This window comes from uncultured Dietzia sp., assembly GCF_937873725.1.
In the GTDB taxonomy this organism is placed as follows: Bacteria; Actinomycetota; Actinomycetes; order Mycobacteriales; family Mycobacteriaceae; genus Dietzia.
This window is the reverse complement of the sequence record NZ_CALMYY010000101.1, coordinates 91,441-113,599: the sequence shown is the minus strand read 5'-3', so window position 1 is coordinate 113,599 and position 22,159 is coordinate 91,441. Positions and strand designations below refer to the sequence as shown.

Here is a 22,159-nt window from a genome sequence, read left to right as displayed (position 1 = left end):
GCTCGACCTGCGCTGCCTGCTCGACCTGCGCTGCCTGCTCGACCTGCGCTGCCTGAAGGTACGCGTTTGCCCGAGGTGCGCTGGTGCCGTGGACCATAGGTGCAGCGTAAGCCGGAGGTGCAGCGTAAGACGGAGGTGCAGCGTAAGACGGAGGGGCAGCGCACGTCGGCGGGTCCCGCTCGGGGCGCGGCCGGGCGGTCGTAGACTCCGGACCCGTGACCAGCACACGCCGACGGCTCGGAACGCCGACCGCCCACCGCGCCGCCGGCCTGGCCGTGGCCGCGCTCGTCGGGCTGGCGGCACCGGGTCTCACCGGACCCGTCGCGGCCGCCGAGCCCGCGACCGTCCTCCCGTCGAGCGGGCCGCCGCCGGCCGCGGTGCTGCCGTCGACCACCTCGTCGTCGTACTTCGACACCCCCCGCGACCTCTCCGGATGCCCGTACCGCACCGCCCCACCGGCGCCCGTCGACGAGTCCGAGGTCCCGCTCCCCGGGCGGACCTCACCCGCCCCTCCGCCCGTTCCGGAGTCCCTCGCGGGCGGCGACGGGCTGGACGGGTGCGAGGTCGTGGCCCCCGACGGCTTCGACGTCCCACCCGCCGTCACCGCGAGCGCGTGGATGATCTCCGACCTGGACACCGGCGAGATCGTGGCGGCCCGCGATCCGCACGGGCGCTACCGCCCGGCCAGCCTGATCAAGACGCTGCTCGCCTCGGTCGCGCTGGACACCCTCGACGCGGACCGGATCATCGAGGTCACCGACGCGGACCTCGAGGGTGCCGAGGGCAGCCTGGTGGGCATCGGCCCGGGGGGCAAATACTCGGTCGACAGGCTGCTCCGGGGGCTGCTCATGTCCTCGGGGAACGACGCGGCCGTGGTGTTGGCGCACCGGATGGGCGGGATCGACGCGACGCTCGAGGCGATGAACGCCCACGCCGCCGCGCTCGGGGCCCAGGGCACGTACGCGGCCTCGGTGAACGGGCTCGACGCGCCGGGCATGATGTCCTCGGCATACGACATGTCCCTGATCTTCCGCGATGCGATGAGCCGACCGGAGTTCGCCCGGATCGTGGGCACGGAGCAGTCCGGGTTCCCCGGTTATCCCGCGGGCGAGGGCGCGGGGGCCCCGGATCCCGCGGCGGCGTCCGCGTACACGGGCCCGACCGTCCGGCCGGACGGCGTGGTGGTCAACCCCGGATTCGTGGTGTCCAACGACAATCAGCTGCTCTACAACTATCCGGGCGCGATCGGCGGCAAAACCGGTTTCACGGACGACGCCCGGCACACGTTCATCGGGGCGGCCGAGCGCGACGGGCGTCGGCTCGCGGTGGTGTTACTCGACGGCACGCGCGTGCCCGAGGCGCCGTGGCAGCAGGCGGCGGCGCTCCTCGACGCGGGATTCGCCACGGACGACTCGGTGGGGCGGTTGGGGACCGGCGGGCCGGCCTCCCCCGAGGACGCGACCGAGAACCTCGCCTCCGGCCCGCTGGGCTCGGTCGGTCAGGGCTCGGTCGGTCAGGGCTCTGTCGGTCAGGGCTCTGTCGGTCAGGGCTCGGCCGGGCAGGGCTCCGCGACCGTCGCGGGCGCCTCGGCGCTCGAGCGCGTCGGCCCGTGGACGGCGGTCGGGGTGGCCGGGCTGGTCGTGCTGGCCGGTGCCGCGCTGGCGGTCCGCTCGCGGCGCTGACCGCCCGTCCCCCCGCGGCGGGCCGGGGCGGGACGGGACGGCTCAGGAGACGGTGCCGGCGCCCGCGAGGATCACCCGCAGGCGTCCGGAGCAGTCGTCGGCGGCCGCGCGGGCGTCGTGGCCCACAGACACCTCCACGAGAAGCCTGAGGAGGACCACGACGACGAGGTCGGCCGCGATGTCGACGGCCACGCCGTCCGCACCGGAGAGCGTCTCGAGCCGGCCCAGGGTGATCCCCAGCCGGCGGCGGGCGGAATCGACGGCGGCCGCGAGGACCCGGTGGTCGGGGTGGGCGGTGTCGACCAGCCCGCGGGCGAGCACCGACCAGGTCTGGGGGTCGCGGGTCGCGGCCGCGGTCGCCCGGGCGGGCCAGTCGGTGACGGGGTCCGGGCTCGTCGAGGAGGCGAGGTCGTCGACGAAGATCCCGAGGGCCTCGGCGGCCCCGGCGGCGAGCTCGGAGGCCAGGGCGTCCACGGAATCGAAGTGCCGGTAGAACGCGGTGGGCACGATGCCGGCCTCGCGCGCGAGCTCGCGGACCACGAGCCCGGCGAACCCACGGGTGGCCACCGCCTCCCGGCCGGCGGCCACGATGAGTGCACGCGTGTGCTGCTTCTGCTCCGCTCGCGATCTGGGCGCCGACACGCCGGTAATGCTATCGCTCTTCGCGCATCCTCGCACGTCGACGCCCCCGCCGCCGCCCAGTGGCCCGGGCGACACTGCAGACCCCTTTCCATTTGAGAGAACGTATGTACACTCAAACCGTCCGGTGGTCGACCCGGATGGACGCGCCCCCGTAGCGCGGCCGCTCCTTCCCGGACGCGGTTCGCGCATCACGGCAGGAGGTCGCGTCCGACGGCGCCCGACCACACCGACCATCACCTTCCGGAGGTCCCCATGACCGCCCCGACCATCAACCGTCTCTTCTCGCGCAGGATCACGCGCACCCTGCTCACCCCGCACCCGGTCGAGCACTACATCCGTTCGCTGGGCGTGACCTGGTCCGATGACTCGACCGGCGCCACCGTCGTCTCGGTCGACCGGCCGGTGCCGGACGTCACCGTCCTCACGCTCCGCCTGCCCGCCGGGGTCGACCGGCCCGCGCCCGGCGCCGCGCTCCAGATCGGCGTGGTGGTGAACGGCGTCATCCATCGCCGCCACTACTCGCCCGTCGACCCGGCGTCCCGCGAGGACCGGCTGGCGACCATCGCCGTCCGACGCCACCCGGGCGGCGTCGTCTCCGAGCACCTGTGGGCGGAGGCCGCCCCCGGGATGCGCCTGCTCCTGGGCGACCCGGTCGGCGAGATCGCGTTGCCCGAGGAGCGGCCGGCCGACGTCCTCCTGGTGAGCGGAGGGAGCGGGATCACCCCGATGCTCTCCATCGCCTCGACCCTCGCGGCCGAGCGGCACCCGGGCCGCGTGGCCTGGCTCCACTACGCCCGTCGAGCCGGGGACGTCCCGTTTGCCGACCGGATCGAGGAACTCTCGCGCGCCGGGGTCGACGTGCAGGTGGTCGAGACCGCCGGGGAGGCGTCCCCGGCGGGCCTGTCCGGGCACCTCACCCCCGGGCATCTCGAGTCCGTGGCACCCTGGCACGCCGACGCGACCGTGTTCCTCTGCGGACCCGAGGGCCTCGCCGAGGGGCTGCGGGAGGCGCTCGGCGCCGACCGCTATTCCGACGTCCTCCGCGAGCGGTTCTCCGCCACCACCGGCCCCGTCCCCGAGGGCGACGGCGGCACCGTGACCCACCTCCTCAGCGGCGTCTCCGCCCCCAACGCCGGCACCACCCTCCTCGAGGGCGCCGAGGCCGCGGGCCTGCGCCCCAAGCACGGATGCCGCATGGGCATCTGCCACACCTGCACCGCCGTCCGCGTCTCCGGGGCCACCCGGGACCTGCGGACCGGCGTGGTCGACACCGAACCGGGGTGCCACGTCCAGATCTGCGTCTCCGCACCCGTCGGCGACGTCGAGATCGAGCTCTAGACCGCCCTGACCCCAGCACCATTCGGACCACCCGGAAGGACCTTCCCCATGACTCTCCTGCAGCTCCCCGCCATCCGTTCCAAGAAACCGACGGAGGTCGCCGACCCCTCGGCCCCCGAGCCCGTCGTCCTGTCCGCCGAGTCGGTCGAGATCATCGGCCGCGAGCTCGACGCGATCCGCGACCGCGTGGCGGCCGACCTCGGCACCGCCGACCGCGACTACATCCTGCGCGTGGTCCGCCTCCAGCGCCGGCTCGAGCTGACCGGCCGCGGGTTGATGTTCCTCGGCTTCCTGCCGCCGGCCTGGCTCGCCGGGGTGGCCGCGCTGAGCGCGTCGAAGATCCTCGACAACATGGAGATCGGCCACAACGTCATGCACGGCCAGTACGACTGGATGCAGGACGACATGCTCCACTCCTCCAGCTTCGAGTGGGACAACGTCTGCCCGTCGGACCAGTGGCGCCACTCGCACAACTACATGCACCACACGCACACCAACATCCTCGACCTGGACCGCGACATCGGGTACGGCCTGCTGCGCATGGAGTACGAGCAGCCGTGGAACCCGCTGCGGCTGGGCAACCCCGTGTACGCGTTCGCCCTGATGATGCTCTTCGAGTGGGGCGTGATGGCGCACGACCTGGAGTACGACAACGTGCTCAAGGGCAAGCGCAAGTGGTCGGACGTCAAGAGCCTCATCGGCGGCTGGGTGCGCAAGATCCGCGGGCAGGTGGCCAAGGACTACATCGTCCACCCGGCGTTGACCGGCCCGCTGTTCCCGCTCACCTTTGCCGGCAACCTCACGGCCAACGTCGTCCGCAACGTGTGGACGTTCTCGGTGATCTTCTGCGGCCACTTCCCCTCCGGGGCGCAGGTGTTCACCCAGGAGGAGACGGCCGAGGAGACCCGCGGCGAGTGGTACGTGCGTCAGATGCTCGGCTCGGCCAACATCTCGGGCAGCCCGCTCATGCACCTGGCCACCGGCAACCTGTCGCACCAGATCGAGCACCACCTCTTCCCCGACCTGCCCGCGCACCGCTACCCGGAGATCGCCGAGGAGGTGCGGGCACTCTGCCAGGAATACGGCCTGCCCTACACGACCGGCCCGATGTGGAAGCAGGTCGCCAACGTGTGGTCCAAGATGTTCCGCCTGGCGCTCCCGCTTCCTCCCACCGCGGCGGACACCCCGGCCGTGATCATCGAGCGCAGGAAGATCACACCGGCCGCCTGAGCCGGGGTACCTTCGTGGACACCACCGACGAGGGGAGCAGCCCCATGGGCGACTTCGAACGCAACAAGGACCAGGTCCAGGCGGGCATCCAGGCGGGCGCCTCGCTCGTCGGCCGCATCGCCGTGATCATCACCGACGCGATCGGTTCGGTCGTCAAGGAGGTCGGCGACTTCGTCACCGACGCCATCGAGATGCGGGAGGCCGCCCGGGCCGCGCGCCTCGACGAGGCCACGCGGTCCCCGGAGATCGAGCTCGACGACATCGGGCCCGACGAACTGTACGGATAGTCGACCGGCTCCGGCCGCCCACCGATCCCCCGCCACGGCGCGGGTCCGGTGGGCGGCCGCGCTCGTGTCGATGGCAGGATCGCATGTCGTGACGATCATCGCCGCCGCGGACGGCTCCGCTCTCGGAAACCCCGGCCCGGCCGGGTGGGCCTGGTACATCGACGACGACCGGTGGCGCAGCGGCGGCTGGTCCCGCGGCACCAACAACCAGGGCGAGCTCACCGCCGTCCTGGACCTCCTGCGTCAGACCGCGCACTCCCCGGAGCCGCTCCACATCCTGTGCGATTCGCAGTACGTCATCAACTCCATCACCAAGTGGATGGCCGGGTGGAAGCGCAAGGGCTGGAAGAAGGCCGACGGCAAGACCGTGCTCAACGTCGAGGTGATGAAGGCCCTCGACGAGGCCATGCGCGGGCGGCAGGTCACGTTCGAGTGGGTCAAGGGCCACGCGGGTCACGAGCTCAACGAGAAGGCAGACGCGCTGGCCAACGCGGCGGCGCGGGCCCACGCCTCCAAGCAGGCTCCCGAGGCGGGCCCCGGTTTCCCCGACTCCAGGGGCGTCGGCGCCGGTGACGATCCCGCCGCTCCCCCGGCCGCCGACGGAGGTCGTCGACCCGCGGCGGCCGCGGCGGCCGAACCGGATCTGTTCTCGATGGACGGCCCCGCCGATCCGGGCCCGGCCCGCCCGTCCGGCTCCGCCGTGGACCAGGTGGTGGGGCTCGAGCGGTCGCTGCTCACCGACGCGGTCCGCGGCGACCGCGCGGCACTCTCCGCCCTCCTGGACCCGTCGTGGAGTCACGTGTGCGCCCGCGGCGAGGTCCGGACGCGGCAGGAGCGTCTGGACTCCGCCGACTCACCCGACGTGGTTCACGCTGAGCGGACGATGGACATCATCGAGGCGCGCGAGGTGGGCGCCGACGCCGTCCTGCTGGTGTGGCGGGAGCGCGCCGACGGCGGCTCGATCCTGCGCAGCTCGGTGTGGGTCCGCTCCGGCGGATCGTGGCGCCAGACCTTCCAACAGGGCACCCGCGAGCCCTGAGGCGCGCGGCGCCTCAGCCGCGGCGGGGGGCGGTGAACCCGACCGCCGCGTAGACCTGCGAGAGCACCGGACCGGCCACGGCCCGGGCGCGCTCCGCGCCGTCGGCGAGGATCCGCTCGAGCTCGGCCCGGTCGGACATGTACTCGTCGAACCGGCCCCGCAGCGGGGTGACGAAGGCCTCGAGGGCATCGGCCGTGTCGGTCTTCAGGGCGCCGTATCCCGCCCCGGCCGCCTGGTAGTCGGCCACGATGTCCGCCACCGGGCGTCCGGTGAACGAGGACTGGATGGTCAGCAGATTGGACACGCCGGGCTTCATCTCGCGGTCGAAGCGGATCTCGCCGTCGTTGTCCGTCACCGCGCCGCGGATCCGCTTGGCGGAGACCTTCGGGTCGTCGAGCAGGTTGACGATGCCCTTGGGGTTGTCCCCCGACTTGCTCATCTTGGCCGTCGGCTCCTGCAGGTCGTAGATCTTGGCCGAGCCCTCGAGGATCTTGCCCTCGGGCACCACGAAGGTCTTCGTGTAGCGGGAGTTGAACCGCATCGCCAGGTCGCGGGTGAGCTCGAGGTGCTGGCGCTGGTCCTCCCCCACCGGGACCAGGTGCGGGCGGTAGAGCAGGATGTCGGCGGCCATGAGCACCGGGTAGGTGAACAACCCCACGGTGGTGCCCTCGGTGCCCTGCTTGGCGGCCTTGTCCTTGAACTGCGTCATCCGGGCGGCCTCGCCGTACCCGGTGATGCACCCCAGCACCCAGGCCAGCTCGGCGTGCTCGGGCACGTGGGACTGCACGAACAGCACCGAGCGGGCGGGGTCCACGCCCAGCGCGAGCAGCTGCGCGCAGCCGCGGAAGACCCGCTCGCGCAGCTCCTTGGGGTCCTGCCTGACCGTGATCGCGTGCAGGTCGGGGATGAAGTAGTAGGCGTCGTAGCCGTCCTGCAGGTCCACCCACTGCCGCACCGCGCCCAGGTAGTTGCCGAGGTGGTAGGAGTCGGCGGTGGGCTGGATGCCGGACAGGACCCGCTGGCGTGTGGCGGGCGCTGCGGTGGAGGGCTGCTCAGACATGGCGTCCATTCTCCCACGGGGCCGGGGCGCCGCCGTTCACCACCTCATCCGCGGTCGGGCCGGCCCTGCTCCGGCGGGAAGCCGCCGGTGGCGACCGGGCCCCAGCGGTCGATCGTCACCCGGATGAGGCACTTGCCCTGCCGGACCATCGCCGCGCGGTACTCGTCCCAGTCACTGTGCTCGCCCGCCACCGAGCGGAAGTACTCGACCAGCGGCTCGACCGCCTCGGGCAGGTCCACGATCTCCGCCGCGCCGTCCAGGTGCACGTACGGGCCGGTGAACTCGTCGGAGAGCACGCACACGCTCACGGCCGGGTCGCGGCGGATGTTGGCCACCTTCGCCCGCTGCGGATAGGTCGCCACCACCAGGCGGCCCGCCTCGTCGATCCCGCAGGTCACGGGCGAGCTCTGGAGCCCACCGGACCCCCGCCGGGTGATCAGCACGGCGCGGTGGCGGGGGCGGAGGAACTCCTCGAGCCCGGCGCGGTCGGGACGGTCGGCGGTGGCGAACGTGGTCATGGGCCCGAGGGTACGGCCCGGAATCGATCCGGCTCGGCACACGGGCGTCGGCTCAGCGCCACCAGCGGTCCCCGGGGTCGGTGCCGGGAGGAACGGAGTAGACGACGACGAGGGGACCCGTCCCCCGCCCGGCGCGGACCTCGTTCGCGTCGGCGACGGCCTCACCGAACCACTCCCGACGACCCGGTTCGGCCTCCAGCATGGCGGCGGCGTCGGTCACCACGAGGATCACGGTTCCGCCTGGCGACTCGGGGAGGTCGAGGTCACGGAGACACTCGTCAAGCGCGTCGAGGTTGCGGCCGAAGTAGTCGGGGAACTGCAGCGCCGCCGACGTCTCGTCGTACAGCGCGTCCAGGTCCGCCATCCTGGTGCCGCTCAGCCGTCGGACTCCGGCCACCGGCGCGAGGTCGGCGGGCACCTCGGGCAGCGGACCGGTGACCTCGAAGGCGGAGGACGCCGCGGTGCGGGCCTCGGAGGCGAGCGCGTGGAAGTCGAGCATCGGGAATCCTTCCCTGGCCGGGTTCACCGGATCCGGACGAACGAGGAGTAGTGGTCGGCGGTGTACCAGGCCGACCCGTCGCTGCCGGTGACGATCCGCTCGGCGTCCCGGCCGCCGCCCCGCGGCTTGGGGTTGACGTCCCACTCGCGGTAGGCCACGGGAGATCCGTCCGCGGCCGCCCGCGGGAGCAGGCGCTCGCGGTTGCCGAAGCGGTCGCCTCCCCGGGTGCCGGGGGCGTCGGCGGCGTCGGGCCAGTCCCCTGCGTCGATCAGGGCGAGCGTGTCCAGGACGTGCGCCGGAACGGCCGCCGACCAGGCCGTGTCCGGCGGATCGGACGACTCGTCCCGAGCGGGGCCGGACGAGGTCGCCGAGCTCGTCGTCGTCCCCCCGTCCCCCACGCTCCCGGGTCCGGCGTCCCCGGTCCCGCCGCCGGTGTACGAGACCACAGCGAAGGTCAGGATCACCCCCGCGACCAGGGCCAGGACCGCCTTCACGGCGCCGCTCATCGACGTCTCCTCACGACGGCCGCCTCACTCGTAGACGACCGTGACCGGCGCGTGGTCGGACCACCGCAGGTCGTAGGCGCCCGCGCGGTCCACCCGGTCGTGGACCGCGCGATGGACCAGGCCGTCGGACACCACGTGGTAGTCGATCCGCCAGCCGGCGTCGTTGTCGAAGGCCTTGCCGCGCTGGGACCACCACGAGTACGGGCCGACCTCGTCGGGGCGGCGGTGGCGGACGACGTCGTGCCAGCCGCTGTCCCCCGAGAGCACGTCGGTCATCCAGTCGCGCTCGTGGGGCAGGAAGCCGGAGGTCTTGTGGTTGCCCTTGTGGTTCTTCAGGTCGGCCTCGCGGTGAGCGATGTTCCAGTCGCCGCAGATGATCATCTCGTGGCCGGCCCGGGCGCCGACGACCGCCGCGGCCTCGGCCAGGTGCTCCCGGAAGCTCGCCAGGAAGCGGTCCTTCTCGTCCTGCTTGGGCGTGTCCGCGGTGCCCGAGGGCAGGTAGAGGCTGGCGACGGTGACGGTCTCCCCCTCGATCGCGCCCGGGTAGACGGCCTCGATGTAGCGGCCGGACTCGTCGAACTCCGGGTCGCCGTGGCCGATGCGGACCTCCGCCGGCTCGTGCCGGGACAGGATCGCCACGCCGGCCCGCCCCTTGAGCGACGAGGCCGAACCGATGAGATGCCACCCGGAGTCGAGCGCGGGGGCCAGCGCCGCGCGGGCCTGGTCCTCGTCGGCGCGGACCTCCTGGAGGGCGACCACGTCCGCCCCGCTGCTCTCCAGCCAGGGCAGGAACCCCAGGTTGGTCTCCGAGCGCTGCTTGACGGCGGCGCGGATCCCGTTGACGTTGACGGTGCTGACGGTGAGGCTCACGGCCGTCATCGTAGCCACCGCGACCTCCGGAGACGGCCTCGGAGCAGCACCCCCGCGCCGATGACCGTTACATGTAACATGACCACCGTGAGTACCACGGACCGGGTTCGTCGACACCGCGAGCGCCTCCGCGCGCAGGGACTACGGCCGATTCAGATCTGGGTCCCCGACGTGACGTGGCCGGGCTTCAGCGCCGAGGCCCACAAGCAGTCGGCAGCGGTCGCGGCGAGTGCACAGGAGTCCTCGGATCAGAGCTTCATCGAGTCGCTGGCCTCGGACTGGGACGACGACTGACAGGTGCGGCGAGGAGAGATCTGGGTCGCGTCGGGACCCGGTTACGCGGGCAAACCCCGCCCGGTGGTCATCGTGCAGGATGACCGATTCGACGCCACGGCCTCGGTGGTGGTGTGTCCGTTGACGACTGATCCGACCGAGGCGCCGCTCTTCCGGCCCGTGGTCGAGCCGTCCCCGCACAACGGTCTCGTCCAGACGTCGAGGCTCATGGTGGACAAGCTCACCGCCGCCCCTCGAGATCGGGTGCGGGAACGGATCGGCACGCTGGAGCCGGAGCATCTCCGGGCGTTGGAACGAAGCATGATCGTCTTCCTCGGCATGGCGGACTAGGGATGACGGTGCCGGCGTGGCCCTGACACCGCCGCCACCAGGATCCCCAGGCCGACCGCCGCCAGGCCCGCGCCCGCGAGCGCCGGGGAGGTGTACCCGAACCCCAGGGCGATCACCGCGCCGCCGAGCCACGCCCCCAGCGCGTTGGCCGCGTTGAGCGCCGAGTGGTTGAGCGAGGCGGCGAGCGTCTGACCGCGGCCGGCGTGGCGCATGAGCCGGGCCTGCAGCCCGGGCACCATCGCCGACCCGGTGCTCCCCACCAGGAACAGGCCCACCACGGCGGTGACGGGGTGGTGCGCGGCCACCGAGAACAGGGCGAGGATCACGGTCATGGCCGCGGCGATCGCGAGCAGCCCCCGGTCGAGGTCACGGTCGGCAACCACCCCGCCCGCCAGGTTCCCCGCCACCATGCCGAGCCCGTAGACGGCCAGCACCGCGGGCATCCACGCGCGGTCGATCCCGGCCACGTCGACCATCGTCCACTGGATGTAGGTGTAGACCGCGAACATGCCGCCGAACCCCACCGCCCCCACGGCGAGCGTGGCCAGGACCTGGGGCCGCGCCAGCGCGGCGAGCTCCTCGCGGGCGCGCACGACCACCGTCCCGGTGGGTTCGGGGACGACGACGAGGATGGCCGCCACGGTCAGTGCGCCGATCACCCCGACTGCGAGGAAGGCGGCCTGCCACCCCATCGCCTCCCCGAGCCAGGTCGCGGCGGGGACACCGATCACGTTCGCGACCGACAGGCCGAGCAGCACCATGGAGACCGCCCGCGCCTGTCTACCCGGCCCGGCCAGGGAGGCCGCGACCAGCGAGGCGACCCCGAAGTAGGCGCCGTGCGGGATGCCCGCGACGAACCGGGCCGCGACGAGTGTCCCCGCGGTGGGGGCGAAGGCGGCGACGACGTTGCCCACGGTGAACAGGGCCATGAGCACCAGCAGCAGGGTGCGCCGCCGCCACCGGGACGTCCACACCGTGAGCAGTGGCGCCCCCACCACCACGCCGAGCGCGTAGGCGGTGATCACCTGTCCTGCCCGGGGCTCGGTGAGCCCGAAGTCATCGGCGATCGAACGTAGCAGGCCCATCGCCGCGAACTCGGTGACGCCGATGCCGAACCCGCCGAGCGCCAGGGCGAGGATCGCCACCTGCACGCGGCGCGGGGAGAGCGCGGCGGCGGCGGCGGCGGGGTTCGTGGCCCCGGGGGCAGGCTCCGCCCGCCGGCCCGGTCGGCTCAGGTTGCCGTGCGCATGAGACGACGGCCACCGTAGACCAACCCGAAGGTGGTGACGTACATGACGATGCTGTACACGGCCGCCGCGAGCCCGACCTCCTCGATCCCGATGACGGTGAACGCGATGAGCATGGTCAGGGTGGTGTTCTTGATGCCCATCTCCACGGCGATCGCGATCTGCTCGGCCCGGCCGAGCCTGCACACCCAGGCCGCGAGCCCGCCGACGGCGATCAGGGCGAGGTTGAGCACGATCACCGCCGGGCCCACGGAGACGATGAGGTCGACGATCCGGTCCCGCTCCCCGAGCACGATGCCCACGATCAGCAGGACCAGCACGACGAGTCCGACGAGGCCCACGAAGCGCTCGATGCGGTCGGCCAGCGCGGGCCTCCTCGCCCTGAGGATCATGCCCAGGACGACCGGGATGAGGATCACCCCGAGCAGCAGCCCGAAGGTCTGGGCCAGCGGGACCGAGACCTCGAACTCCGCGGCGCCGGGGATGACGCGGGCGCCGACGTCGAACCACAGCGGCAGGGTGAGGATGACCGCGACCGAGGCGATGGCGGTGAGGATGATCGACAGCGCGACGTTGCCCCGGGCCAGGTAGGTGATGAGGTTCGAGGTCGCGCCGCCGGGCGAGGCTGCCACCAGCACCACCCCGAGGGCCAGCAGCGGCGTCAGGTCGAAGAGCAGGGCCACGCCGATGCCGACCAACGGCACCAGGACGAGCTGCCCGACCAGGCCGACGATCGTCGCCCAGGGCGACCGGGCCTGGACCTCGAAATCCGACCTGGTGAGGCTGAGTCCGATCCCGACCATGATGATCGCCAGCGCGACGGGCAGGCCGATCTCGATCAGTGGGCTCTGGTCCACGGGGGCTCCTCGGGTGCTCGGTCGGTCGTTCGGCCGGTCCGCGAGTGTTGTGGACCACTGTCCACGCACGGTAGCCCACCTCGCACCGGCGCGGACGGTTCGTGGTGGCGTCGGGTCAGGCGCGCGCCTTCTGCAGGTTCTGGTCCAGCGCCGCGAGGAACTCCTCGGTGGTGAGGTAGGCCTGCTCGTCGCCGACGAGGCCGGCGAGGTCCTTGGTCATCTGCCCGTCCTCGACGGTCTTGATCACCACGTCCTCGAGCTGGTGCGCGAACTCGATGACCTCCGGGGTGCCGTCGAGCTTGCCGCGGTGCTCGAGGCCGCGGGTCCACGCGAAGATCGAGGCGATCGGGTTGGTGGAGGTGGGCTTGCCGGCCTGGTGCTGGCGGAAGTGGCGGGTCACGGTGCCGTGGGCGGCCTCGGCCTCGCAGGTCTTCCCGTCCGGGGTGAGCAGGACGGAGGTCATGAGGCCGAGCGAGCCGAAGCCCTGGGCCACGGTGTCGGACTGCACGTCCCCGTCGTAGTTCTTGCAGGCCCAGACATACCCACCCTCCCACTTGAGCGCGGAGGCCACCATGTCGTCGATGAGGCGGTGCTCGTAGCTGATCCCCGCCGTCTCGAACCGCTCCTTGAACTCGCGGTCGTAGACGTCCTGGAAGATGTCCTTGAACGCTCCGTCGTAGGCCTTGAGGATCGTGTTCTTGGTGGACAGGTACACCGGGTAGTCGCGGTCCAGCCCGTAGTTGAACGAGGCGCGCGCGAAGTCCTCGATGGACTTGGTGAAGTTGTACATGCCCATCACCACGCCGCCGTCCTCCGGCAACTCCACCACCTCGTGCTCGATCGGCTCGGACCCGTCGGCCGGCGTGTAGGTGATGGTGACCCTGCCCGCCCCGGGGACCTTGAAGTCCGTGGCCCGGTACTGGTCGCCGAAGGCGTGGCGGCCGACGATGATCGGCTTGGTCCAGCCCGGCACGAGACGCGGGACGGTGGAGATGATGATCGGCGCCCGGAAGATCGTCCCGCCGAGGATGTTGCGGATGGTGCCGTTGGGCGAGCGGTACATCCGCTTGAGCCCGAACTCCTCCATGCGGGCCTCGTCCGGGGTGATGGTGGCGCACTTGACGCCCACGCCGTGCTTCTTGATGGCCTCCGCCGCGTCGACGGTGACCTGGTCGTCGGTCGCGTCCCGGTTCTCGATGCCCAGGTCGTAGTACTCGAGGTCCACGTCGAGGTACGGGTTGATGAGCTCGTCCTTGATGAACTTCCAGATGATGCGGGTCATCTCGTCGCCGTCGAGCTCGACGACGGTCCCCTCGACCTTGATCTTCGACATCGGACCCTCTTCCCGCGCGCACCCTCGTCGGGTCGGCGTTGTCGGCAGCGCATCGTGACGTGGGTCTCATCTTACTGACACGGGCGGCCCGGACGAGGCCGCTGCGCCCCGACACCCCTCGTTGCAGCGGCCCGAGGACTTAGGCTAACCTCTCCCCAGGTCATGAGTTCCAGCATCAAGCCCCGGCTTGCTGGACGGCAACCCTCCACCGCGGTGGGGTGCCCCGGGAGACGACCTGGCCGACACCCGTCCGGGTGACCAGGCAAGCGCGGGTCCGCTGTCGTGATGCGGCCGGACCCTTCTGACGAGAGGAGGGGCTCCGCCCCTATGACGTACGACAACAGCAACGCAGACTGGGCCTTCGAGACCCGCCAGATCCACGCGGGGCAGCCCATCGACTCCGATACCGGCGCCCGCAACCTGCCGATCTACCAGACCACCTCGTTCGTCTTCGCCGACGCCGAGCAGGCCGCCGCGAGGTTCGCCCTCGCCGAGATGGGCCCCATCTACACCCGTATCACCAACCCGACGGTCGCGGCGGTCGAGGACCGCATCGCCTCCCTCGAGGGCGGCGTCGCCGGCCTGCTGTTCGCGTCGGGGCAGGCGGCGGAGACCGCCGCCATCCAGGCGATCGCCCAGTCGGGCGGCCACGTGGTGGCCTCCCCCCGCCTCTACGGCGGTACCGACACCCTCCTCCGGCACACCCTGCCCAAGTACGGCATCGAGACCACCTTCGTGGAGAACCCGGACGATCCCGCCTCCTGGCAGGCCGCGGTCCGGCCCAACACCAAGCTGTTCTACGCGGAGTCCATCTCCAACCCGCTCAACGACATCCTGGACATCCCGGCCATCGCCGAGGTCGCCCACGCCAACCAGGTGCCGCTCGTGGTGGACAACACGGTGGCCACCCCGTACCTCATCCGTCCGCTCGAGCTGGGTGCCGACGTGGTGGTGTCCTCCGCCACCAAGTACCTCGGCGGCCACGGGTCCTCCCTGGGCGGCGTCCTGGTCGACGGCGGCAGGTTCGACTGGCGCGTGCAGCGCGACGGCGAGGACGTCTTCCCGTCCTTCACCACCCCCGACCCCGCGTACCACGGCCTGGTCTACGCCGACCTCGGGGCGCCCGCGCTCGCCCTCAAGGCCCGCGTCACCCTCCTGCGGGACACGGGCGCCGCGGCGTCGCCGTTCAACGCGTGGACGCTCGCGCAGGGCATCGACACGCTGAGCCTGCGGGTCGAGCGCCACGTGGCCAACGCCCAGGCGGTCGCCGAATGGCTGGAGGCCCGCGCGGACGTGGCCAAGGTCCAGTACGCCGGCCTGGCCTCCTCGCCTTACAACGCGCTGCAGAAGACGCTGTCCCCCAAGGGCGCCGGCGCGATCGTGACGTTCGACCTCGCCGCGGCGGAGGGCGCGTCGGAGGAGGACATCAAGGCCCAGGCGTGGAAGTTCATCGACGCGCTCAAGCTGCACTCCTGCCTGGTCAACATCGGCGACGTCCGCTCGCTCGTGTGCCACCCCTTCACCACCACCCATTCGCAGGGAACCCCGGAGGCCAACGCGATCGCGGGCGTCACGAGCGCGACCATCCGCCTCTCCGTGGGCATCGAGGCCATCGACGACATCATCGGCGACCTCGAACTCGGGTTCGCCGCGATCTCCTGACGCCGGTCCGCCTGATGCGCCCCACCGATCCGCGCGCGCTGTTACCCCCGGGCGACGGCACCCTCGGCCACGTCGCCCTCGGCGATCTCACGCTGGTCACGGGTGTGGTCCTCCCGGGGGTGACCCTCGCGGTGCAGAGGTGGGGCCGGATCGCGGACGACCTGTCCAACATCGTGCTGGTCGAGCACGCCCTCACCGGCGACTCGCACGTGGTGGGGACCGTCGACTCGCTGCACCCGACCCCCGGCTGGTGGAACGGGCTCGTCGGGCCCGGGCTGCCGCTGGACACCGATCGTTACTCCATCCTGCCCGTCACCGCCCTCGGGGGGTGCCGGGGGTCGACGGGTCCGAGCTCCCTCCACCCGGACGGCCACTACTGGGGGGCCCGCTTCCCCGCCGTCGCCGTCCGGGACATGGTCGAGGCCGAGCGGGTGCTGGCCGACCTCCTGGGCGTCGAGCGCTGGGCCGCGGTGATCGGCGGCTCGATGGGCGGGGCCAGGGCGCTCGAGTGGATGGTCTCCCATCCGGACCGCGTGGGCGCGGGGTGCGTCCTCGCGGTCGGCGCCCGCGCCTCGGCCGACCAGATCGGCGTCCAGACGGCGCAGATCATGGCCATCACGTCCGACCCGCACTGGCAGCAGGGCGGCTACCACGGCACCGGCCGCACCCCGGTGACCGGACTGGGCATCGCCCGGCGGATCGCGCACCTGTCCTACCGCGGCGAGCGGGAGCTGGACGAGCGCTTTGCCAACCGCCCGCAGCCCGGCGAGGACCCGCGCGGGGAGGACCTGTCCATGTCGGGGCGGTTCGCCGTCCAGTCCTACCTCGACCACCAGGCGGGCAAGCTCGTCTCGCGCTTCGACGCGTGCACCTACGTCCTGCTCACCGACGCCCTCAACCGTCACGACGTGGGCCTGGGCCGCGGTGGCGTGGACGAGGCCCTGCGGTCCTGCCCGGTGCCGTGCGTGATCGGCGGGGTCACCACGGACCGGCTCTACCCGCTGCGTCAGCAGGAGGAGCTGGCCGCGCTGCTGCCCGCCGCGGACCCGCTCGTCGTGATCGACAGCCCGGCCGGGCACGACGGATTCCTCACCGAGTCCGAGGTGGTGGGCCCCATGCTCGAACGGACGCTGGAGCTCGCGGCGCAGGGCACCCCGGACCGGACGCGGGGGCACTCGTGACCGACGACGCCCGCACGCCGCGGCCGGCGGCGCTCGGACTGGGGGGGCTGTCCGTCGGCTTCGGGATCATCGGCGTGTCCATCGGGTTCGCGACGTTCCTCGGGATCACCGCCACGGCGAGCGGCGGCCGCGACACCGCCGGGTTCGGGCCGCTGGCGGTGTCCGCCGCGTCGTCGTTCGTGTTGGGGGTCCTGCTCATCGTCGGTGCCGCGCTGCTGTGGCGCGCCCACCGTGCGGCCCGGGTGGTCATCGGGGTGGCCGTCCTCCTGCTCGCGGCGAGTTCGCTCGCGCGGATGGTGCTGGACAGCATCTCGTTCCTCTCGGTGGTCGGCACCGTGCTCTCGATGCTGGCCCTGGTGGCGATGGGCTCGCTGCTCCTGTCGGACGGCGTCCGCGACCACGTCCGGGAGGGCGTCCCCCTGCGGTTGCGCTGAGCCCGGGGCCGACTCAGCCCGTCCCGAGCGCGTCGATCGACGTCGCGAGCCACAGGACCACGACCCCCACCGCGATGTAGAACGCCACGTCGAACCCCTTGCCCCGCACCCCGAGCAGCCGCGCGCGTTCGGCGGGCACCACCGCGCGCAGGGCGGCCGCGCCCAACGCCACGAGCCCCAGGAGGAAGGCCCCGCGCCGCCACCTCTCGAACAGGACGAAGCCCAACGCCACCGCCAGCCCGGCCAGGACCAGCGCGAGGGGCCACTGGGCCCGGATCTGCGCCCACGTCAACCGCGCCGGTCGCGTGCGGCCGGGGCGGTGATCGGTCGGCAGGGGCCGTCCGGGGGCGGGGTGGGTCATCCGCGCCTCAGGCGTCGGCGGCGAGCCGCTCGCAGCGCTCGACCACGTTGGCCAGCAGGAACGCCCGGGTGAGCGGCCCCACCCCGCCCGGGTTGGGCGAGACCGCCCCCGCGACCTCCCACACGTCCGGGTGGACGTCGCCGGCGAGCTTGCCGTCGACCCGGGACACGCCCACGTCGAGCACGGCGGCGCCGGGCTTGACCATGTCCGGGGTGAGCATGTGGGCGACGCCGGCGGCGGCCACGATCACGTCGGCGCGCCGGGTCTCGGCCGCCAGGTCCCGGGTGCCGGTGTGGCACAGGGTGACGGTGGCGTTCTCGCTGCGTCGGGTGAGCATCAGCCCGATCGGACGGCCCACGGTGAGTCCCCGGCCGATCACCACGACGTGCGCCCCGTCGAGCTCCACCCCGAAGCGGCGGAGCAGGTGGATGGACCCGTTGGGCGTGCACGGCAGCGGCGCGGGCTCGTTGAGCACCAGCTTGCCGAGGTTGACCGGGTGCAGACCGTCGGCGTCCTTGGCCGGGTCGATCCGTTCGAGGATCGCGTTCTCGTCCAGGTGCGCGGGCAGCGGCAGCTGGACGATGTAGCCGGTGCACGCGGGGTCGGCGTTGAGCTCGTCGATCACCGCCTCGAGCTCCGCCTGGGTGGTGTCCGCGGGCAGGTCCCGGCGGATCGAGGCGATGCCGACCTCCTCGCAGTCGCGGTGCTTCATCTTGACGTAGGAGTGGCTCCCCGGGTCGTCGCCAACGAGGACCGTACCCAGTCCCGGGGTGATGCCCTTGTCCCGCAGCGCTGCCACGCGGGTGGTGAGGTCGGCGACGATCTCGTCGCGGGTGAGCTTGCCGTCCAGCTTGATCGCGGTCACGACCGCCAGTATCCCACTCCCCCTCGGCGTCGGCGGTAGGGCATTGCGAGAATGGCCCCATGACCGGAAGTGGCGTGAGAGTGCTGTTCGACCGTCCCCGCATCCCACCCAACACCGGCAACGCGATCCGGATGGCGGCGGGCGCGGGATGCGAGCTGCACCTGGCGGGTCCGCTGGGCTTCGACCTGTCCGAACCCCAGCTCCGCCGCGCCGGCCTCGACTACCACGATCTCGCCCACGTGGAGGTCCACGTGGATCTCGAGGCCGCCTACGCCAGGCTGCTCCCGGCGCGGGTGTGGGCCTTCACCGCGCACGCCGAGCTGGACCTCCCGGAGGTGCGGTTCGCCCCCGGCGACGTGGTGTTGTTCGGCCCCGAGCCCACCGGCCTCGCGGCGGAGGTGCTGGCCGACGAGCGGGTGACGGCCCGGGTGCGGATCCCCATGCTGCCGGGCCGCCGGTCCATGAACCTGTCCAACGCCGCCGCGGTGGTGGTCTACGAGGCGTGGCGGCAACAGGGGTACGCCGGCGGGAGGAGATTCGGCGCCTCATGACTTAGAATTTCGGCATGCCGAAATTTAGGCCGTTCGGTACCCGTATCCACCGTGGTGCCCTCGCGTCGTCCGCCGCGCTCGCCGTCGCCCTCGTGACGACGACGGCGGCGTCCGCGTGCACCCCGGACGTCGCGGGTGTGCGCGACCCGGGTGGCACGCCTCGCCCCGTCCACGCCGGGGACCCCGTGGTGGTGGCGACCACCTTCACGATCCTCGCCGACATGGCCCGGCGGGTCGGGGGCGAGCGGGTCCGGGTGGAGTCCGTCACGACCCCCGGCGCGGACGTCCACCAGTACGAACCGACGGTCGACGACCTCCGGAGGGTCGAGGGTGCGGACCTCGTCCTGAGCAACGGGCTCGGCCTCGACGACTGGCTGCTGCGGTTCATCGACGGCACCGACGCGCGCCACGTCGTGGCCGGCGCGGAGGTCGACCCGATTCCCGTGCGCTCGGGGAACCACACCGGCCGCGCTAACCCCCACGCCTGGATGTCCCCCCACGAGGGGGCCGTCTACATCCGCACGATCGCCACCGCCCTCGGCGAGGTCGACCCGGACGGAGCCCCGGAGTACGCCGCTCGCGCCGACCGCTACATCGCCGACCTGGAGCGCCTGGCCACCCGGGCGCGCGCGGCCGTCGCGGCCGTCCCGGCCGACCGACGCGTCCTGGTCACCTGTGAGGGCGCGTTCCCGTACCTGGCCCGGGACCTCGGCCTGGAGGAGCTGTACCTGTGGCCGGTCAACAGCGAGAACCAGGGCCTGCCGCGCCAGGTCACCGCCCTGATCGACCAGGTCCGCCACCGCGGGATCCCCGCCCTCTTCTGCGAGTCGACCGTCTCCGGGGCCGCCATGGAACAGGTCGCCGACGAGACCGGCAGCCGGCTCGCCGGCCTCCTCTACGTGGACTCCCTGTCCACACCCACCGGCCCCGTCCCCACCTATCTGGACCTGCTCGACCACGACCTCGAGACCATCACCCGGGAGCTGACGTCATGACCGACCGGCCACTGCCCCACCCGCCGACCACGGGCGGACCCGCCGCCGTCGTCACGGACCTGACGGTCGACCGCGGTCGGGTCCGCGCCCTCGACTCCGTCTCGCTCTCCGTGCCGACCGGCGCGATCACCGTCCTGCTCGGCCCCAACGGCTCCGGGAAGTCGACCCTGCTGAACGTCCTGCTCGGCACGGTCTCCCCGACCACCGGGTCGGTCCGCGTCCTCGGCGCGCCCGTGCGGCGCGCGTTGCGCACCGGGCTGGTGGCCGCGGTGCCCCAGTCCGATGCCCTGGACGAGCGCTTCCCCGTCACCGCGGCGGAGGTGGTGATGCAGGGGCGTCGACGCTTCACCGGGCCCTGGCGCCGACCCTCCGCGCTCGACCGGCTGGCCGTCGACGAGTCCCTGGACCGGGTCGGCCTGGCCGACGTCGCCGGTCGCCGCGTCGGCGAGCTCTCCGGCGGGCAACGGCGACGCGTCCTCCTGGCCCGCTGCCTCGCCCAGGAGGCGGCGTTGCTCCTGCTCGACGAGCCGTTCAACGGCATGGACGCCGGCAGCGAGGAGGTCTACGTCGACGTCCTGCGCGAGCTGGCCGCCTCCGGGCGGACCGCGGTGGTCTCCACCCACCACCTGGCCACCGTCGACCGGCTCGCCGACTCGGTGGCCCTGCTCAACGGGTGCCTGATCGCCCACGGCCCGGTCGCCGAGACCACCACCCCGCAGATCCTGTCGACGCTCCTCGGGGCGCGTCTGCCCGACCCCGCCGACCGTCCGGCGGCCACCGAGGGGGCGCTGTCATGATCGACCTGCTCGTCGAGCCGATGGGCTACGAGTTCATGCGCCGGGCCCTGCTGGTGGTGACCGCCTCCGGAGTGGCGGGTGCGCTGCTGAGCTGCTGGCTGGTCCACATGGGGTGGTCCCTCATGGGCGACGCCGTGTCCCACGCCGTGCTTCCCGGCGTGGTGATCGCGTCCATGACCGGCATCCCGTTCGCGGTCGGGGCGCTCGTCGCCGCCCTGGTCGCGGTCGCGCTCATAGGGGCGGTCCGGGAGGGCGGCACGGTGCGTGAGGACACGGCGATGGGGATCGTGTTCACCGCCCTGTTCTCCCTGGGCCTGGTCCTGATCGCACGGTTCCCCAGCCAGCGGGACCTGCACTCGATCCTCTTCGGGAGCGTGCTCGGCATCCGCGACTCCGACCTCGTCCAGGTCCTGGTGGTGTCGGCGTTCACCGTGACCGTGCTGCTGGCCTTCCGGCGCGACCTCATCATGCTGGCCTTCGACCGGCTCCACGCCCACACCCTGGGCCTGCCGACCCGGGCCCTGACCGCGCTCCTGCTGGTCACCCTCGCCACGGCCACGGTGGCCGGCGTGCAGTCGGTGGGGGTGATCCTCGTGGTGGCCACGCTCATCATCCCGGGCGCGACCGCGCAGCTGCTCGCCGACACCATGCGGTCGACGATGGTCCTCGCCGTCGTCGTCGCCCTGGTCGGGGGCGTGACCGGCCTGTACGTCGGCTACTACGCCGACCTCCCCCCGGGCCCGGTGGTGGTCCTCACCCAGGCCGCGATCTTCACGGCCGCGCAGCTGTTCGCGCCCCGGCGCGGCGTCCTCCCCCGGGCCGCGGCGAGCGCCCGCGCGCGGCGGGCGGGGATGATGGCGGCATGACCGTCGATCCACCGCGCGGCCTCGCCGACCTCACCCCGACCATCCAGTCCTACCTCATGGCGGCCCACGCCCTGGGCTCCGGCGGCGACCCCGTCACCTCCGGCGCCCTGGCCGACCGCCTCGGCGCGTCCCCCTCCTCCGTCACCGAGGGGGTCCGCAAGCTCGTGGCGATGGGCCTGGCCGACCACCGTCCCTACGCGCCCGTGGAGCTCACCCGGGCGGGGCGGTCGTTCGCGGTGGCGATGGTGCGGCGGCACCGGATCATCGAGACGTTCCTCGCCCGCTGCCTGGACTACCCGTGGGACGAGGTCCACGCCGAGGCCGACGCCCTCGAGCACGTGGTCTCGGATCGGTTCGTCGACGCGCTCGACACCTTCCTCGGCCATCCGCGCCGCGACCCCCACGGCGACCCCATCCCCACGCGCGACGGGCGCGTCGATCCGCTCGGCGACGTCCCCCTCGACCGCGTCCCCGAGGGCGCCTCGGGGGTGGTGACCCGGGTGTCCGACCGCGACAACACCGTCCTGCGGCACCTCGCCGAGATCGGCCTGCGGCCGGATTCGCGGGTCGAGGTGGTCTCCCGGCAGGTCGAGCTCGGGATCATCGCGGTGTCGCTGGGCGGGGAGACCGTGCAGGTGGGGACGCCGGTCGCCGCCGCGGTGCGGGTCCGGGTGGTGGCGGACGACGACGACGAGGTGGCCTGACCCCGCCGTGG

The 22,159-nt window shown here is 72.6% G+C and carries 26 protein-coding genes and 1 riboswitch; of the genes, 15 read left to right on the top strand and 11 right to left on the bottom strand.

Translation table 11 applies throughout. The features are described 5' to 3' along the window. Nucleotides 1-215: 215 nt before the first annotated feature. Nucleotides 216-1,682, top strand: a complete 1,467-nt coding sequence (locus Q0444_RS10935) for a D-alanyl-D-alanine carboxypeptidase family protein (RefSeq protein WP_291079919.1) — start codon at nt 216-218, stop codon at nt 1,680-1,682. Nucleotides 1,683-1,724: 42 nt separating this feature from the next. Here Q0444_RS10935 and Q0444_RS10930 read toward each other — a convergent pair whose 3' ends face one another. Further along, on the bottom strand, nt 1,725-2,324 hold the full coding sequence (locus Q0444_RS10930) for a TetR/AcrR family transcriptional regulator (protein ID WP_291079917.1): 600 nt from the start codon (nt 2,322-2,324) through the stop codon (nt 1,725-1,727). 252 nt (nt 2,325-2,576) lie between these two features. On the opposite strand from Q0444_RS10930, the gene Q0444_RS10925 reads away from it, so the two are divergent. From Q0444_RS10925 to Q0444_RS10910, 4 genes are all read left to right on the top strand, one after another. Beyond that, complete coding sequence (locus Q0444_RS10925) at nt 2,577-3,662, top strand: flavin reductase family protein (RefSeq protein ID WP_291079915.1); 1,086 nt, start codon at nt 2,577-2,579, stop codon at nt 3,660-3,662. Nucleotides 3,663-3,710: 48 nt separating this feature from the next. Further along, complete coding sequence (locus Q0444_RS10920) at nt 3,711-4,892, top strand: acyl-CoA desaturase (protein ID WP_291079913.1); 1,182 nt, start codon at nt 3,711-3,713, stop codon at nt 4,890-4,892. 44 nt (nt 4,893-4,936) lie between these two features. Further along, nucleotides 4,937-5,179 carry a hypothetical protein gene (locus tag Q0444_RS10915; RefSeq protein ID WP_291079931.1) on the top strand — a complete coding sequence of 81 codons (243 nt, stop codon included), beginning with the start codon at nt 4,937-4,939 and terminating at the stop codon, nt 5,177-5,179. A gap of 88 nt (nt 5,180-5,267) precedes the next feature. Then, entirely contained in the window at nt 5,268-6,218 is a 951-nt protein-coding gene (locus Q0444_RS10910; RefSeq protein WP_291079911.1) for a ribonuclease HI family protein, read from the top strand. 13 nt (nt 6,219-6,231) lie between these two features. Here Q0444_RS10910 and trpS read toward each other — a convergent pair whose 3' ends face one another. The 5 genes from trpS to Q0444_RS10885 are packed head-to-tail and all read right to left on the bottom strand — an operon-like array spanning nt 6,232 to nt 9,671. After that, nucleotides 6,232-7,278, bottom strand: coding sequence for a tryptophan--tRNA ligase (gene trpS / locus Q0444_RS10905; protein WP_291079909.1), 1,047 nt, complete (start codon nt 7,276-7,278; stop codon nt 6,232-6,234). Between the two features lie 44 nt (nt 7,279-7,322). Next, nucleotides 7,323-7,796, bottom strand: a complete 474-nt coding sequence (locus Q0444_RS10900) for a PPOX class F420-dependent oxidoreductase (RefSeq protein WP_291079907.1) — start codon at nt 7,794-7,796, stop codon at nt 7,323-7,325. Nucleotides 7,797-7,848: 52 nt separating this feature from the next. Next, entirely contained in the window at nt 7,849-8,295 is a 447-nt protein-coding gene (locus Q0444_RS10895; protein ID WP_291079905.1) for a barstar family protein, read from the bottom strand. A gap of 23 nt (nt 8,296-8,318) precedes the next feature. Next, nucleotides 8,319-8,801, bottom strand: a complete 483-nt coding sequence (locus Q0444_RS10890; RefSeq protein WP_299023231.1) for a ribonuclease domain-containing protein — start codon at nt 8,799-8,801, stop codon at nt 8,319-8,321. A 24-nt stretch (nt 8,802-8,825) separates the two neighbouring features. Continuing rightward, nucleotides 8,826-9,671, bottom strand: coding sequence for an exodeoxyribonuclease III (locus Q0444_RS10885; RefSeq protein ID WP_291079901.1), 846 nt, complete (start codon nt 9,669-9,671; stop codon nt 8,826-8,828). Between the two features lie 87 nt (nt 9,672-9,758). On the opposite strand from Q0444_RS10885, the gene Q0444_RS10880 reads away from it, so the two are divergent. Further along, nucleotides 9,759-9,965, top strand: coding sequence for an antitoxin MazE-like protein (locus tag Q0444_RS10880; RefSeq protein WP_291079899.1), 207 nt, complete (start codon nt 9,759-9,761; stop codon nt 9,963-9,965). 3 nt (nt 9,966-9,968) lie between these two features. Next, complete coding sequence (locus Q0444_RS10875) at nt 9,969-10,295, top strand: type II toxin-antitoxin system PemK/MazF family toxin (RefSeq protein ID WP_291079897.1); 327 nt, start codon at nt 9,969-9,971, stop codon at nt 10,293-10,295. Here Q0444_RS10875 and Q0444_RS10870 read toward each other — a convergent pair. The 3 genes from Q0444_RS10870 to Q0444_RS10860 all read right to left on the bottom strand — a co-directional run bounded on the left by Q0444_RS10870 (nt 10,292) and on the right by Q0444_RS10860 (nt 13,732). Next, nucleotides 10,292-11,446, bottom strand: coding sequence for an MFS transporter (locus tag Q0444_RS10870; protein WP_299023230.1), 1,155 nt, complete (start codon nt 11,444-11,446; stop codon nt 10,292-10,294). The genes Q0444_RS10875 and Q0444_RS10870 overlap by 4 nt on opposite strands. A gap of 80 nt (nt 11,447-11,526) precedes the next feature. Beyond that, a complete protein-coding gene (locus Q0444_RS10865; protein WP_291079893.1) occupies nt 11,527-12,399 on the bottom strand; it encodes a bile acid:sodium symporter family protein in 873 nt (290 codons plus the stop codon). Between the two features lie 115 nt (nt 12,400-12,514). Next, the gene (locus Q0444_RS10860; RefSeq protein ID WP_299023229.1) at nt 12,515-13,732 is read right to left on the bottom strand and encodes an NADP-dependent isocitrate dehydrogenase; all 1,218 of its coding nucleotides are present in this window, start codon (nt 13,730-13,732) and stop codon (nt 12,515-12,517) included. Nucleotides 13,733-13,890: 158 nt separating this feature from the next. Continuing rightward, nucleotides 13,891-14,007, top strand: a riboswitch (SAM riboswitch). Nucleotides 14,008-14,059: 52 nt separating this feature from the next. On the opposite strand from Q0444_RS10860, the gene Q0444_RS10855 reads away from it, so the two are divergent. Genes Q0444_RS10855 through Q0444_RS10845 form a run of 3 tightly spaced genes read left to right on the top strand, consistent with a single transcriptional unit; the run spans nt 14,060 to nt 17,009 of the window. Beyond that, complete coding sequence (locus Q0444_RS10855) at nt 14,060-15,394, top strand: O-acetylhomoserine aminocarboxypropyltransferase/cysteine synthase family protein (RefSeq protein ID WP_299023228.1); 1,335 nt, start codon at nt 14,060-14,062, stop codon at nt 15,392-15,394. A gap of 14 nt (nt 15,395-15,408) precedes the next feature. Continuing rightward, complete coding sequence (locus Q0444_RS10850) at nt 15,409-16,575, top strand: homoserine O-acetyltransferase (protein ID WP_299023227.1); 1,167 nt, start codon at nt 15,409-15,411, stop codon at nt 16,573-16,575. Then, the gene (locus Q0444_RS10845; protein ID WP_299023226.1) at nt 16,572-17,009 is read left to right on the top strand and encodes a hypothetical protein; all 438 of its coding nucleotides are present in this window, start codon (nt 16,572-16,574) and stop codon (nt 17,007-17,009) included. The genes Q0444_RS10850 and Q0444_RS10845 overlap by 4 nt, the downstream gene beginning before the upstream one ends. A 13-nt stretch (nt 17,010-17,022) precedes the next feature. Here Q0444_RS10845 and Q0444_RS10840 read toward each other — a convergent pair whose 3' ends face one another. Continuing rightward, on the bottom strand, nt 17,023-17,370 hold the full coding sequence (locus Q0444_RS10840) for a DUF3017 domain-containing protein (RefSeq protein ID WP_291083198.1): 348 nt from the start codon (nt 17,368-17,370) through the stop codon (nt 17,023-17,025). A gap of 7 nt (nt 17,371-17,377) precedes the next feature. Then, nucleotides 17,378-18,235, bottom strand: coding sequence for a bifunctional methylenetetrahydrofolate dehydrogenase/methenyltetrahydrofolate cyclohydrolase (locus tag Q0444_RS10835; protein WP_291083201.1), 858 nt, complete (start codon nt 18,233-18,235; stop codon nt 17,378-17,380). 59 nt (nt 18,236-18,294) lie between these two features. On the opposite strand from Q0444_RS10835, the gene Q0444_RS10830 reads away from it, so the two are divergent. Genes Q0444_RS10830 through Q0444_RS10810 form a run of 5 tightly spaced genes read left to right on the top strand, consistent with a single transcriptional unit; the run spans nt 18,295 to nt 22,148 of the window. Then, complete coding sequence (locus Q0444_RS10830) at nt 18,295-18,786, top strand: tRNA (cytidine(34)-2'-O)-methyltransferase (protein ID WP_291083205.1); 492 nt, start codon at nt 18,295-18,297, stop codon at nt 18,784-18,786. Between the two features lie 14 nt (nt 18,787-18,800). Continuing rightward, nucleotides 18,801-19,781, top strand: a complete 981-nt coding sequence (locus tag Q0444_RS10825; protein WP_299023225.1) for a metal ABC transporter solute-binding protein, Zn/Mn family — start codon at nt 18,801-18,803, stop codon at nt 19,779-19,781. After that, nucleotides 19,778-20,578 (top strand): metal ABC transporter ATP-binding protein, encoded by an 801-nt coding sequence (locus tag Q0444_RS10820; protein ID WP_291083211.1) that lies wholly within the window; start codon nt 19,778-19,780, stop codon nt 20,576-20,578. The genes Q0444_RS10825 and Q0444_RS10820 overlap by 4 nt, the downstream gene beginning before the upstream one ends. Beyond that, a complete protein-coding gene (locus tag Q0444_RS10815; RefSeq protein ID WP_291083214.1) occupies nt 20,575-21,444 on the top strand; it encodes a metal ABC transporter permease in 870 nt (289 codons plus the stop codon). Before Q0444_RS10820 ends, Q0444_RS10815 begins: the two co-directional genes overlap by 4 nt. After that, entirely contained in the window at nt 21,441-22,148 is a 708-nt protein-coding gene (locus Q0444_RS10810) for a metal-dependent transcriptional regulator (protein WP_299023224.1), read from the top strand. The genes Q0444_RS10815 and Q0444_RS10810 overlap by 4 nt, the downstream gene beginning before the upstream one ends. Nucleotides 22,149-22,159: the final 11 nt, after the last annotated feature.

Bases quoted from the DNA above. Each gene is read 5' to 3' on its own strand.
- Q0444_RS10925 (WP_291079915.1), top strand. From the start codon at position 2,577: ATGACCGCCCCGACCATCAACCGTCTCTTCTCGCGCAGGATCACGCGC.
- Q0444_RS10920 (WP_291079913.1), top strand. From the start codon at position 3,711: ATGACTCTCCTGCAGCTCCCCGCCATCCGTTCCAAGAAACCGACGGAG.
- Q0444_RS10915 (WP_291079931.1), top strand. From the start codon at position 4,937: ATGGGCGACTTCGAACGCAACAAGGACCAGGTCCAGGCGGGCATCCAG.
- trpS (WP_291079909.1), bottom strand. From the start codon at position 7,278: ATGTCTGAGCAGCCCTCCACCGCAGCGCCCGCCACACGCCAGCGGGTC.
- Q0444_RS10900 (WP_291079907.1), bottom strand. From the start codon at position 7,796: ATGACCACGTTCGCCACCGCCGACCGTCCCGACCGCGCCGGGCTCGAG.
- Q0444_RS10895 (WP_291079905.1), bottom strand. From the start codon at position 8,295: ATGCTCGACTTCCACGCGCTCGCCTCCGAGGCCCGCACCGCGGCGTCC.
- Q0444_RS10890 (WP_299023231.1), bottom strand. From the start codon at position 8,801: ATGAGCGGCGCCGTGAAGGCGGTCCTGGCCCTGGTCGCGGGGGTGATC.
- Q0444_RS10860 (WP_299023229.1), bottom strand. From the start codon at position 13,732: ATGTCGAAGATCAAGGTCGAGGGGACCGTCGTCGAGCTCGACGGCGAC.
- Q0444_RS10855 (WP_299023228.1), top strand. From the start codon at position 14,060: ATGACGTACGACAACAGCAACGCAGACTGGGCCTTCGAGACCCGCCAG.
- Q0444_RS10850 (WP_299023227.1), top strand. From the start codon at position 15,409: ATGCGCCCCACCGATCCGCGCGCGCTGTTACCCCCGGGCGACGGCACC.
- Q0444_RS10840 (WP_291083198.1), bottom strand. From the start codon at position 17,370: ATGACCCACCCCGCCCCCGGACGGCCCCTGCCGACCGATCACCGCCCC.
- Q0444_RS10830 (WP_291083205.1), top strand. From the start codon at position 18,295: ATGACCGGAAGTGGCGTGAGAGTGCTGTTCGACCGTCCCCGCATCCCA.
- Q0444_RS10825 (WP_299023225.1), top strand. From the start codon at position 18,801: ATGCCGAAATTTAGGCCGTTCGGTACCCGTATCCACCGTGGTGCCCTC.
- Q0444_RS10820 (WP_291083211.1), top strand. From the start codon at position 19,778: ATGACCGACCGGCCACTGCCCCACCCGCCGACCACGGGCGGACCCGCC.
- Q0444_RS10815 (WP_291083214.1), top strand. From the start codon at position 20,575: ATGATCGACCTGCTCGTCGAGCCGATGGGCTACGAGTTCATGCGCCGG.
- Q0444_RS10810 (WP_299023224.1), top strand. From the start codon at position 21,441: ATGACCGTCGATCCACCGCGCGGCCTCGCCGACCTCACCCCGACCATC.